General features: G+C 40.2%; 10 protein-coding genes. 7 read left to right on the top strand and 3 right to left on the bottom strand.

Going from position 1 to position 13,205, the window contains the following annotated elements; genetic code table 11:
- The first annotated feature begins 109 nt into the window (after nt 1-109).
- Complete coding sequence (gene ffh / locus F981_RS18280; RefSeq protein ID WP_004724059.1) at nt 110-1,516, top strand: signal recognition particle protein; 1,407 nt, start codon at nt 110-112, stop codon at nt 1,514-1,516.
- Between the two features lie 136 nt (nt 1,517-1,652).
- Complete coding sequence (locus tag F981_RS18275; protein ID WP_004724058.1) at nt 1,653-2,258, top strand: RBBP9/YdeN family alpha/beta hydrolase; 606 nt, start codon at nt 1,653-1,655, stop codon at nt 2,256-2,258.
- 7 nt (nt 2,259-2,265) lie between these two features.
- On the opposite strand, the gene F981_RS18270 is transcribed toward F981_RS18275, so the two are convergent.
- The 3 genes from F981_RS18270 to F981_RS18260 all read right to left on the bottom strand — a co-directional run bounded on the left by F981_RS18270 (nt 2,266) and on the right by F981_RS18260 (nt 4,813).
- Complete coding sequence (locus F981_RS18270) at nt 2,266-2,937, bottom strand: toxin-antitoxin system YwqK family antitoxin (RefSeq protein WP_004724055.1); 672 nt, start codon at nt 2,935-2,937, stop codon at nt 2,266-2,268.
- An 86-nt stretch (nt 2,938-3,023) separates the two neighbouring features.
- On the bottom strand, nt 3,024-3,755 hold the full coding sequence (locus F981_RS18265) for a type III pantothenate kinase (protein ID WP_004724053.1): 732 nt from the start codon (nt 3,753-3,755) through the stop codon (nt 3,024-3,026).
- Between the two features lie 302 nt (nt 3,756-4,057).
- Nucleotides 4,058-4,813, bottom strand: a complete 756-nt coding sequence (locus F981_RS18260) for a biotin--[acetyl-CoA-carboxylase] ligase (RefSeq protein ID WP_004724052.1) — start codon at nt 4,811-4,813, stop codon at nt 4,058-4,060.
- A 30-nt stretch (nt 4,814-4,843) separates the two neighbouring features.
- Between F981_RS18260 and F981_RS18255 the strand changes: the two genes are divergently transcribed.
- The 5 genes from F981_RS18255 to ligA all read left to right on the top strand — a co-directional run bounded on the left by F981_RS18255 (nt 4,844) and on the right by ligA (nt 13,096).
- Nucleotides 4,844-5,647, top strand: coding sequence for a sulfite exporter TauE/SafE family protein (locus F981_RS18255; RefSeq protein ID WP_004724050.1), 804 nt, complete (start codon nt 4,844-4,846; stop codon nt 5,645-5,647).
- A gap of 160 nt (nt 5,648-5,807) precedes the next feature.
- Nucleotides 5,808-6,503: a GntR family transcriptional regulator gene (locus tag F981_RS18250; protein WP_004724049.1), complete on the top strand. Its 696-nt coding sequence runs from the start codon at nt 5,808-5,810 to the stop codon at nt 6,501-6,503.
- A 13-nt stretch (nt 6,504-6,516) separates the two neighbouring features.
- On the top strand, nt 6,517-9,969 hold the full coding sequence (smc, locus tag F981_RS18245; RefSeq protein WP_004724047.1) for a chromosome segregation protein SMC: 3,453 nt from the start codon (nt 6,517-6,519) through the stop codon (nt 9,967-9,969).
- A gap of 1 nt (nt 9,970) precedes the next feature.
- Nucleotides 9,971-10,987 carry a cell division protein ZipA C-terminal FtsZ-binding domain-containing protein gene (locus tag F981_RS18240; RefSeq protein WP_004724044.1) on the top strand — a complete coding sequence of 339 codons (1,017 nt, stop codon included), beginning with the start codon at nt 9,971-9,973 and terminating at the stop codon, nt 10,985-10,987.
- Nucleotides 10,988-11,065: 78 nt separating this feature from the next.
- A complete protein-coding gene (gene ligA, locus F981_RS18235) occupies nt 11,066-13,096 on the top strand; it encodes an NAD-dependent DNA ligase LigA (protein ID WP_016539469.1) in 2,031 nt (676 codons plus the stop codon).
- The last annotated feature ends 109 nt before the right edge of the window (nt 13,097-13,205 follow it).

Raw genomic sequence — 13,205 nt, 5'->3', positions numbered from 1 at the left:
ATAAGATATAAATTCCATGTGAACTACAGTATCCTATAGCATCTTGAGCATAAATTTTCTATTTTAAGAAAGATTTTTTTGCTACTAGCTATTTTAAGCGGATTTTGCAATGTTTGATACCTTAACAGAACGACTCACGCAGAGTCTCAGAAATGTTACTGGCTCTGGGCAGCTAACCGAAGATAATATTAAAGATACCTTACGTGAAGTGCGTATGGCACTTCTTGAAGCCGATGTTGCTTTGCCTGTAACTCGTGAGTTTATTGCGAAAGTTAAGGAAGAAGCATTGGGTCAAGAAGTCATGACTCAGCTTTCACCAGGTCAAGCTTTCGTTAAAATTGTGTATAACGAACTCACCAAAATGATGGGTGAGGCAAACGAAAGCCTAGACTTAGCTGCAAAACCACCTGTTGTGATTCTTCTCGCAGGTTTACAAGGTGCTGGTAAAACCACGACAGCTGCAAAACTTGGACGTTTCTTAAAAGAACGTCAAAAGAAAAAAGTGGCGATGGTTTCTGCCGATGTATACCGTCCAGCTGCGATTAAGCAACTTCAAACAGTTGCTGCTGAAGTGGGTGTTGATTTTATTGAATCGGACGCTTCTGAAGATCCGATTAAAATTGCACAACGTGCAATTGGTCAAGCCAAAATTAACTTTAACGATGTTTTGATTGTCGATACGGCAGGTCGTTTGCATGTCGATGATGACATGATGGACGAAATTAAAGCATTACACGCTGCAATTGGCCCAACAGAAACCTTATTTGTCGTTGATGCAATGACAGGTCAGGATGCGGCAAATACCGCTAAAGCCTTTAATGATGCATTACCATTAACGGGTGTTATCCTCACCAAAACCGATGGTGATGCACGTGGTGGTGCGGCGCTTTCGGTACGTGCGATTACTGGTAAGCCAATTAAATTCTTAGGTATGGGTGAAAAACTCGATGCCTTAGAGCCATTCCATCCTGAGCGTGTTGCACAACGTATCTTAGGTATGGGTGACGTACTTTCTTTAGTCGAAGAAGTTGAACGTAAAATCGACAAAGAAAAAGCCGAAAAAATGGCGAAAAAATTGCAAAAGGGCGGGAGCTTCAACTTTGAAGATATGCTGATGCAATTTGAACAGATGAACAAAATGGGCGGTATGATGGGCTTCTTGGATAAGTTGCCTGGCATGAGCAATTCAGGCATTCAAGATGCGATTGCACAAGCAAATCCTGAAAAGCAAGTGAAAAAGATGGAAGCGATTATTCAATCGATGACCATTAAAGAACGTCGTAACCCAGACTTAATGAATCCGAGCCGTAAAAAGCGTATTGCAGCAGGCTGTGGTATGGATGTGGTTGAAGTCAATAAACTGATCAAACAACATGCACAAATGGCGAAAATGATGAAGAAATTTGCCAATCCATCGGGTATGGCAAAAATGATGCGCTCATTGGGTGGAATGCAAAAACAGTTTGGCGGTGGCGGCGGTATGGGGCCATTGTTTGGTAATAACGATAAAAAATAAGTCTCATTTTTTTTATAAAAAGCGCCTTAGGGCGCTTTTTTGTTAAATAAAAATAACATACTTTTGTTGGCTGTTTAGATATTCTGAGCCCATTATTTGAATATGATTTAAACAATAATTGATAAGAAGTTTATTTATGAAAAAAGTATTTATCGTACACGGTTATAAAGGCTCCCCTGAACATCATTGGTATCCGTGGCTAAAGCAACAAGTATTGTCTACAGGGCATACATGTGAAGTGATTGATCTAGAACATCCAGAGCAACCCCAATATGAGCTGTGGAAGCATAATATTACGCAGCAAATTAAGTCACTCAATGACGATACCATCATTGTGGCACATGGTTTAGGGGGGATTGCCAGTCTTGATTTTCTTTCGAGTGAATTATTGGGGCGAAAATTAGGTGCTTTATTTTTGGTTGCGGGATTCAGTAAGAATTTAGCCGTTTTACCTGAACTTAACTTATTTTTACAACACGCTCGGGTCGATGATGCGCTGCTCAGAATGAATATTCTGAATCGCTTTATCTTTTTCTCCAACAATGATCCTTTTGTGCCAGCGCCTGTCAGTATTCAATTGGGTTATTCGCTGAATTCACAAATGATTGAGGTGAAAGGTGCAGGGCATTTTATGGCAACAGAGGGCTATACCAGCTTAACTGTACTTTGGGAAAAGTTAGCAGTTCTATTACAACCTGAATCCCAAGCTGGTACTCAGGCTGCATATTCGATTTTATCGTGATGTGGTTTTATTGATTGAGCTTTTGATAAAGCTCGTCAAGAATCTCCTGAGCGCGTTGCTCATCTTGAATCAAATTGCCTTGTTGATCCCAAACTTTACTGTCCAGAATCGAATAATCTTCACTTGGGCTTAATTTTAGTTCAGCTGCAGGTTTGCCATCTTCATACCATACCTTTTGAACGATGGGCTGATCATCTGAATATTCTTCCTGTAGCCCAAGTTGGCCATTTGAATAGTACGTTTCAGTTTTTCCAACTAATCTCTGGTCTTGGCTGGTCGATTTAAAGCTGACTTTTCCATTTTCAAAATAGCCCACAACTTCACCGTCGACATATTTACTATCAAAGCTATTTAAGCCTTGAGGGGCTTTAATCCAAAATGGGTCAGATTGTTTTTTACGACTATTTTGATAGAAGTCCTGAACTAAGAAACGGCCATCTTTATCACGACCTAATAATTTTCTGAAATATCCATTTTCTACAGGCGTGAGTGAATAACCCTGATCCATGACTAAGCCGCAGTCACAGGCTTCTTCACCTGCATCTGGAGCAAAGTAAGCAATAACAGGTTCAGTTGTTGCCATGGTTGTTGAAGATGAGTGCGTAGTTTGTAAACTGGTACAACCCACCATTGTGAAGCTCATTAAACAGGCACTAAGCAGTAAGGGTATCGTTTTCATAATGATTGCTCATTTATCGTGTTTATGATTGTGTTTATTTATTAAAAATGGAAGATTGCTGATCTTCTATTAAATTGTATTTAGGTTTAAGCGGTTTGTCGATCTATATAGAACTGTAAGCCTTTGAGTAATAAATCTGATTCAATTCTTGGTTGATATTTCTCTAGAAATTGTGCAAATAGATTGGCATCACCACCTGTTAAAATAAGCTTTCGTGGTTGTTGCTCAAGCACTTTTTCAATGGTGCTTAACAGCCCCAAGAAAATGCCATGATGTACTGCATCTATGGTATTCCGACCAGGACTTAGCTCTGAAAAAGCCGCATCTGGAATTTTAATACCTTTGGTTTTTTGAATTAAAGAATCACGTTGTAAATAGAGGTTAGGCAGAATATAACCGCCTAAATGTTGTAAGCCTTGGGTTAAATCAATCGTTAAAGCTGTGCCACAGCTAATCACACACAAGTCATCATCAGCTTTCGCCACGGCCAAAACTTGTAACCAACGATCGATTCCAAGTTGTTCTATATGGTCATAGCCACAACGTAATCCTGCATATTCAGCATGCACTTTGGCAAAAGTCACCGGAATATCGAGTAATTTTAAAATCTGGACAATGCGTTCGTTGTTCTTTTTATCTTGGACTGAGGAGATTCCAATTTTGTCTAAGCCTAAACCACGAAAATGTTGAATTAAACCCAGTAGCAGATCCGCAGGGGATTGGAGATGTAATTCTGCTGCCTGTTGGATAATTTGATTATTTTCAGTAATCCAATATTTTAGACGGGTATTTCCAATATCTAACCAAAGTGCTTTCATGATTTTGCCTAATTGAAACTGAACACAATCTGCATAATTATTTTATTTGAAAATATTGAACGACTTAGAGAGCATCTCAATCTGATCAATCAAATAGGGCAAATAACCTGCGGTTCATTTTGCTGAACGTTGTTCCGTACTGTTAGTAACTGTTTGCTATGATCTTTGGATCAATACGATTACTGCGCAATATATAGCGAAATGTATAGCGAAAAAAGCCCTGTTTTAAATAATTGCTGATCACTTTTTCACGATACATCTGATTAATCCATCTCATTTTAGACAACGGATCACATCGTTATTTATGCTTCAGCTAAGCGTAAACGCCCTTGATAGACATTGACTAAGCCTTGAGCTGTCAATAAATTCAGTGCGCCATCATCAGAAATTCCTTTGAAAATACCCTCAATTGAATTTTGAATTTGTTCAAAATAAACCTGCTGATCCATAAAGGCAGCATAGTGATTAAATCGTGCTGCAAGGTTATAGCAACCATGATCAAACCATTGTCCAGCTTGTTGAATTGCCAAATACATTTCTGCAATGATTTGGATTCGATTTGGAAATTGTAGGCCTAATTGCATTATCGAGGTGGCTTGTTGAGTCACATTTTCTTTGGGGATCGGAAATAAGTTGATCCCGATTCCAACAATGGCTTGATGTGGTGAAATGGGCTCAACCAAAATTCCCCCCCACTTTCCTTGAGAGCTATATAGGTCATTGGGCCATTTAATTTGTAATGCTGGTAAATTCTTAAGTGTTGGCATTTGTAAGATATTTAAAGCAATTTCCAATGCTAAACGCCCATCTAAGGGTGTTCGAGTTTCAAGCAATGTGCTTAAATAAATGTTACCAATGGGCGAAACCCATTCCCGTTGGTGCTGACCTCGTCCTTGAGTCTGAGTTTCACTACAGACCAAAACTGTCTTGACGCCGCTGAGCGCAATTTCACGCACATCATCATTGGTCGATGCTGTCGTCTGCTTTAAAAGCAGCACTTCAGGGAGTTCATTTGCTTGTGTAAGAAGTTGTCTAAGATGACGAGTCTCTAAATCCATGTTGAATCTGAGAAGAGTGAAGGAACATTTATGGAGTTAATCATATATTTAGGTATTGGTGCAATCGCAGGATTTGCTGCTGGGCTATTTGGTGTTGGTGGTGGCTTAATTATTGTACCAATTCTCTATGTGGTGTTTACTAAAATGGGCTATGATCCTTCGGTCATTATGCACATGGCATTGGGAACTTCACTTGCAACAATTATTGTAACTTCAATTAGTTCCGTAACAGCGCATCATAAAAAAGGTGCAGTACTTTGGAATGTTTTTAAAAACTTAGCCCCAGGTTTGGTGATTGGCTCATTTATTGGTGCTGGCATTGCAGATATTTTATCAGGTCAGCATTTACAGCTGATTATTGGTGCATTTGCGATTTGGGTGGCATTTAAGATGTTTAAAGGGGCCAATGTCAAAGTTGATGAATCTAAACAATTACCGACCGCACCTATGCAAATGCTGGCTGGTGGGGGAATTGGAGTTGCATCGGCAATTTTTGGAATTGGTGGCGGAAGTCTGACCGTTCCCTATCTCAACAAAAATGGTGTGGTGATGCAAAAAGCCGTTGCAACATCAGCAGCTTGTGGTTTACCGATCGCAATTGCGGGTGCGCTCGGTTTTATGTTCTTTGGTGCACAAGAACCAACCGAAATTAAAAATTCAATTGGTTATGTCCATATCTATGCCTTTATTGGGATCAGTGTAATGAGTTTTATCACTGCCAAATTTGGCGCAAAGGTGGCGCATGCACTTTCACCAGCGATGTTGAAAAAATGCTTTGCATGCTTACTTACAGTGGTCGGTCTTTATTTTATTTATCAAGGTATTACTAAGTAGATTCCGATCAATGGTACTTTTTCTAAACACTGAGTTGACTTAAAATACATTAAAATTGTCGGACAATGTCATGGTTTCAATTGAATTAAATCAGGTACAACTAAAATAATGACAATTGACATTGTCCAAGTAAAGAATAATAAACCAAGATAGGAATTATATGCATTCGGAAGAAGTGGATAGCCTTTCAGAACAGATTGCCAAACATATTAGTGAACAAATTATTAGTGGCGAGTTGGTTGAAGGGGAAAGAATACAAGAACTACGTATTGCCAAAGAACTGGATGTCAGTCGTGGCTCGGTACGTGAAGCCCTTTTGCTTTTAGAAAGAACCCATCTGATTGAAATTTATCCTCGTCGTGGTGCAATTGTCTCAGAAATGTCAGCACAACAAGTCCGTGCATTGTTCGATACCAGCGCATTGTTATTAGGTCAAATCGTGCAACGTATGAGTGAAACATGGCGCAATCATGAAGCTGAAGCGATTCAGCAGATGATGAATCATTTGGTTGAGCAGGTGAAGCAAGGCAATACTGAAAAGTTTTATGATGGCATATTTCAATTTTTATCAGGGCAACAGGACATGGTTGGGAATCCCTACCTGATGAAATTTTATAAAGAGTTGTTACCATCCCTACGAAGAAGTTATTTTTTAACCTTAAATACTTCAAGACGCGAGCTTCAAGAAGCTTTAGAATTGCTTAAGTTGGTGATTGACGCAATTTTAATCCGAAAATCACAACAAGCTACTTTATTTATGGAAGATTTTTGTCGACACTTACGTAATCTAGTGTTGGAATCTCTGACACGGATGAAACAAATCGAACTCGCTTGGGCGCGGAGATCGCGTCGGTAATTACTAGGACATTATGCGTTTAAGCAGCTTAAAACTTTCAGGCTTCAAATCTTTTGCCGATAGTACAACACTACAATTCAAAGATAACCGTACAGCGGTGGTTGGTCCTAATGGTTGTGGTAAATCCAATGTGATTGACGCGATCCGTTGGGTGATGGGGGAATCCAGTGCACGCCAGCTCCGTGGTGGCAGTATGCAGGATGTTATTTTTACAGGAACGGCAAAACGTAAACCTGTAGGTATGGCAAGTGTAGAACTGCGCTTTGAAAACACCTATGGCAAATTAGGTGGGGCTTATAACGCGTATACTGAACTTGCTGTTCGCCGTCAGGTGAATCGTGATGGAAAATCTGAATACTTTCTCAATGGGACGAAGTGTCGACGTCGTGATATTACCGACATTTTCTTGGGTACAGGTTTGGGTCCTCGTTCTTACGCAATCATCGAACAGGGGATGATCAACCGCTTGGTTGATGCCAAACCTGAAGAAATGCGTATCTTTCTTGAAGAGGCTGCTGGAGTTTCTCGTTATCAGGCTCGTCGTCGTGAAACACTACAACACTTAGAACATACCACGCAGAACTTAGACCGCCTCGAAGATATTGCTTCAGAACTCAAATCACAGCTTAAAACCTTAAAACGACAGTCTGAAACTGCGGTTCAATATAAGACTTTAGAAACTGAAATTCGTACGTTAAAGATTGAAATTCTATCTTTCCAGTGTGATCGTAGTTCTCGTTTACAAGAACAATATACGGTTGAAATGAACGAATTGGGAGAGCACTTTAAACTGGTGCGCTCTGACATGAGTACTTTGGAACATGATCTGACTTCAACCAATGAGTTGTTCCAACGTTTGATTCAACAGTCCACGCCTTTGCAAAATGAGTGGCAACAAGCTGAGAAAAAACTCTCTGAGTTGAAAATGACTTTGGAACAGAAACAAAGTTTATTTCAACAGAACTCAGAAGCTTTGGGAAATTTTGAACAGCAAAAAGCTCAAACCAAAGAAAAGATTCAGTTGATGGAATTGCAATTGGAAACCTTGCACAGTCAATTGGAGCAGCAGACTGAACATTTACAACATGCTGAGTCTGAAACACAACAACGTAGCCAAGCCTTTACCGATTTAAAAGCGCAGCAATTGCAAGCACAACAACAGTATGAACAGGTCAAAGTTCAAGTTGAAAAGCAACAGCAGCAAAAAGCACAAATGCAGGCGCAAATTGAACAGCTTGCAAAAAATGTTGCGCGTATTGAACAGCAAAAAGACACCTTAAAAACCCAAGCCGTTCAGGTTCAAAGTCAATTTCAAACTGAAGATGTTCAACAACTTGAGCAAGATAAATTAGCAATCCAAGCTGCGATTGTTGAATTAGAACAAAAAATTAATCAAGCAAAGCAGCAGTTTGAACAACTACAGGAAAGCATTAGTCAGCAAAAAACTCAGATTTCAGCTTTAAAATCTGATGTACAAGTGTTGCAATCTGAACAGAAAAACCTCACCCAATTAATGGCGAAAAGTGCTGTAAATAGCAAGGCTGATACTGTGCAATTGATGCAGGTATTAACGCTGAATGCACAAGGCAAAGCACATGCACCGCTGGTTGAAAAGTTTTTAGCCAAATGGTTGTCAGCCCATATTGTTGATCAAGATGCTGATTTTGCTGAAAGTGTGGCACGCCAGCTTAAAGCAACAAGCTCGCAAGATAAAATTCAATTGAATGGATTGGCATGTTTAGCAGATTGGATTGAATCTCCACAGTATTCATTGTGGAATCAAGTCGCTGTAATTGAAAACCTCGCTCAAGCTTTAGCGGTACAAGCACAGTTAAAAGCAGGACAAAGCATATTGACGCTGGATGGTTATCATGTTGGTCAAGATTGGGTGATTGGTCTGTTCTTTGATGAGTCGAGCCAAGCCGCACAGGGTGCACTCAGTCATCGTATTCGCCTTGAAGAAATTGAAACACAACTTGCGCAGCTACAATCACAGTTGATTGAAGCTGAAACTGTATTGCCAAATTTAAATCAGCAATTGCTGGACCTGCAAAAACAGATCCAAACAGAGCAAGACACGCTAAAACATCAGCAAAAACAGCTACAACAGTTTGATCTGCAAATTGCTAAGCAGCAAAGTGCTTCACAAGCATTTGAGTTGCAGAAAGTTCAGCTGAATAGTCAATTGCAACAGTTAGATGAGCAACTTGAAGAAGATTCAATGCAGAAAGATGATCTTGAAATCGATATGCACTCGGTCATCCTCAAGCTTGAACAAAATCTTCCTGAGTTTAAAACCTTGCAATTCAAGTTGGATGAGCTCAATGAGCAGGTTGAAGAACAGCAACAGCAATTACAGCTTAAGCAGCAAGATTCTGAAACTACACGTCGTCTAGCTGAACAAAATAAACAGCAAATTGAATTATTAGACAAAGACCTATCCTTCTCTAAAACGCAATATCAACAAATTATTGCGCAAATGGAGCAAGCCAAGAAGTTTGTAGATCCAATTCAATTGGAATTGCCGAGTCTAGAATCGCAATATGCTGAGCAGGCACAACAAACTGAAAAACTGCAAAAAACTTGGAGTGAGTGGCAAGTTGAATTGAATAATATTCAATCCAAACAGCAACAACTTACAGAAATGCGCCATTTGCATCAGCAAAATGATGAGCAATTGCGTATAAAACTGGAAGAGCGACGTTTGGCTTGGCAATCGGCAAAATCAGATTTACAGCATTATTCCGATCAACTTAAAGAGATGAATGCTGAAGTTAAGCAAGGCGTATTGATTGATTTACCTGTACATCAAGAAAAATTTGAGAAAGCACAGCGTCAGTTTGAAAAATTAGGCGCGGTCAATTTAGCCGCTTCAGCAGAATATGAAGAAGTTTCTAAGCGCTTTGAAGATCTAACCCATCAAATGCAAGACTTAGAAAATACGGTTGGGCAATTGAAAGATGCCATGAAGACCATTGACCAAGAAACCAAAAAATTATTTATGGGTACTTTTGATCAGGTTAATGCTGAATTAAAAGTATTATTTCCAAAAGTCTTTAATGGTGGTGAAGCTAGTTTAAGTCTTGAAGATGACTGGCAGTCTGGCGTGAAGTTGATGGCACGTCCACCCGGCAAGAAAAATAGTTCATTGGCTTTGTTATCTGGTGGTGAAAAAGCATTAACGGCATTGGCTTTGGTATTTGCTATTTTTCGTTTGAATCCTGCACCTTTCTGTGTTTTGGATGAAGTTGATGCACCTTTAGACGATGCTAACGTTGGTCGTTTTTGTAATTTAGTAAAAGAGCTTTCTGATCAAGTCCAATTCATTTACATTACACATAATAAAGTTGCAATGACGATGGCAACCGATTTGCTGGGTGTGACGATGCCTGAACCAGGCACATCAAAGCTCGTCACTGTGAATTTGGAAGAGGCAAGAGAATACGGTTTAGCCGCGGAGTCGTAGTATGGAAGTCACCACAATTATTGGAATTGTTGTTGCAGTAATCATCATTCTGGTGGGTTTAAGGATGGTGCTACGAAAGCCCAATGATGCCGCACCTTCTTTAGAGTCTGAATTGCATATCAATGAAGACTGTAAACAACCGGTAATTCCTCGTCATGTACGAGATCAATTGCGAACAGACCGTGAGTCTCAAGAGCAAGTGCGTGTTGAACCGAATTTAACTGCTTTAGACTCGGTCGAAGTTGCAGATGAAAAACAGCAAAAGATTGAGGATGTAGCAGTGGAGTCGAATGCTATTCAGTCAACTGAGCTTGAGCATGCCACAATTACACAACAAACTGAAAAGACGGAAACAGTGGCAAGCACTGAATCCGCAACAGAATCTGTAAAAGCACTTGATGTGCAGACAGAGCCGACGACTCAAACTCATGATTCTGCCAAAGCTGTAGTCAGTCAGGATAAAGAGGAAGCGTTTCAGTTTAATGCCAATGTTGAAACAGCTGAAATCAAAGAGTTTGATGAGGAAAGTAGTATTTTAGATGTTCATTTAAATGAGCAACAAAAATATGATGATGAAAGTGTATTGTCTACAGCGGAAACCATTATTGCGCTGAATGTTTATCCGAATCCACGTAAAGCATTGTCTGGGGATAAAACCTTAAAAATGTTGCTCAAATATGGTTTACGTTTTGGTGAACTCTCTTGCTTCCATCGTTATGAGAATCCAGAGGAAGAAAGCCATTTACTGTTTTCTGTATTACGTGTCACCGACAATGGTCCAGATGGTTTTGATTTAGAAACCTTATCGACTGAACAAGTTCAAGGTTTGGCTTTTTTCTTGGCACTTCCTCATTCAGATGTGCAAAAAGGCTTTGATACCATGGTCAGTATTGCTGGCTTAATTGCCCGTGAAATAGACGGTACGGTCTATGATGAAAACAATCTTGAATTTACTCCCCAACTGAAAGAGCATTGGCGCCATAAAGCGATCGATTATCGCTCAGGGCATGACGCTTAGCATAACGTCATATTTACTTTATAATTGGTATTCAGAATTTTAGGCGGAGTATTCCGCCTTTTTATGGTGAAAAAATTTATGGAAAATAATCCTGTCGTGACGCAAATGCGTCAATTGATTCAACTCATTGCAAAACATAATCACGCTTACTATGTGATGGATCAGCCGAGTATTGAAGACAGTGAATATGATCAGTTATTTCACCAACTCAAAGCTTTAGAGCAACAATACCCAGAATTGGTTCAGGCAGATAGCCCAATCAATAAAGTGGGTGGAAAACCACTGTCTAAATTTGAAACCATTACCCATACTGTACCGATGCTGTCCTTGGGCAATGTATTTAATCAGGACGAGTTATTTGCTTTTGCCCGCCGTATCGAAGAACGATTGCCCAATCAAAAGATTCAATATGATGTCGAGCTAAAATTTGACGGATTGGCGATTTCGCTCTGGTATGAAAATGGTGTATTGACACGTGGTGTAACCCGTGGTGATGGTGAAACAGGCGAAGTGATTACGCAAAATGTAAAAACTATTCGTAATTTACCGAAAGTATTGTCTTCGGATAAAGTTGCAGTGCCACGCTTGTTGGAAGTTCGTGGTGAAGTATTGATGCCAAAAGCTGGCTTTGAACGACTCAATGCTGAAAATGAAGCGAAAGGTGAAAAGACCTTTGCCAATCCTCGAAATGCTGCGGCAGGTAGTTTACGTCAGCTTGATCCAAGTATTGCAGCATCTCGCCCTTTGGCATTCTATGCTTATGGTATTGCACAATGTGAGCCGCATCATGGCATTGAGTCGATGTCAGCGAGTCTTGAATGGTTGACTAACTTTGGCTTTGCTGTGGGTGAACGTCATTTCATTTGTGAAAGTATTCAAGAAGTACAAGAAAAATATCAGCAAATCAATCAAGAGCGCCCGAATTTAGCGGTTGAAATTGATGGCATGGTCATCAAAGTTGATGATCTTCAACAGCAACAAAAGCTGGGCTTTTTAAGTCGTGAACCGCGTTGGGCAACAGCGTACAAGTTTCCCGCAGTTGCAGCCTTAACAACGGTTGAAAATATTGATTGGCAAGTCGGACGTACCGGGACTTTAACCCCAGTAGCACGCTTGAATCCTGTGGCTGTGGGCGGTGTAACGGTTTCTAATGTGACTTTGCACAATATTGGTGAAATTCACCGTCTGGACGTTCGTATTGGCGATACGGTCAGTGTCTATCGTAGTGGTGATGTGATTCCCAAAGTTGAAAAAGTATGGTTAGAGTTTCGTCCAAATGATGTGACAGAAGTACATTTACCTGAAAATTGTCCAGTATGTTCTTCTCCTGTCGTAATGCCGGAAGGGGAGGCTTTGGCACGTTGTTCGGGTGGTTTATATTGTTCTGCACAACGTATTGAGGCCATTCGTCACTTTGTTTCACGTAAAGCAATGGATATCGAGGGTCTCGGTGATCGCTGGGTAGAGTCACTATTACATCTTGATTTGTTAAAGGATGTCGCCGACATTTACCATTTACATGAGCATCGTGAACAGTTACTAACCATTGAAAAAATGGGTGAAAAATCTGTCCAAAACTTATTGGATGCGATTGAAAACAGTAAGAAAACTACACTTGCTGCATTTATTTATGCCTTGGGTATTCGTGGTGTAGGTGAAACCACGGCACGTATGCTTGCCAACACTTTCCAGACGCTGGATGCGATTCGTCATGCTGATCTTGAAGCATTAAAGAAAACTCCAGATGTTGGTGATATTACGGCTGAGTGGATTGTTGATTTTTTCCAAGCTCCACATAATCTTGAAGTGATTGATCGTTTGCTTGCAGCAGGGATCCATTGGGATGCACCAGTTGCACCCACCCGTCAGCCTTTAAATGGTGAGAGTTGGGTGATCACAGGCACATTGGCAACCATGGGGCGTGATGATGCGACTCAAATGCTACAAGCACTTGGTGCGCGTGTCAGTGGCAGTGTATCGAGCAAAACCAAATGTGTGGTTGCGGGTGAAAAAGCCGGTTCTAAGCTTGAAAAAGCAGAGAAACTGGGTGTCGCTGTACTGAATGAGCAGGAGTTTTTAGCATTAATGGCTGAGTATGGACAGGCATAGATTCGTTTAAATTAACTCTAAAATTACTGCAAAGATACAGTTGTTGTATCTTTGCAGTTTTCAAAAATTAAAATCATCAATTCGAGATTGATGCGATAGCAAATCAACA

The organism is Acinetobacter guillouiae CIP 63.46 (assembly GCF_000368145.1).
Classification (GTDB): Bacteria; Pseudomonadota; Gammaproteobacteria; order Pseudomonadales; family Moraxellaceae; genus Acinetobacter; species Acinetobacter guillouiae.
The sequence above is the reverse complement of the archived record's forward strand: the minus strand, read 5'-3'. Positions and strand labels throughout refer to the sequence as shown.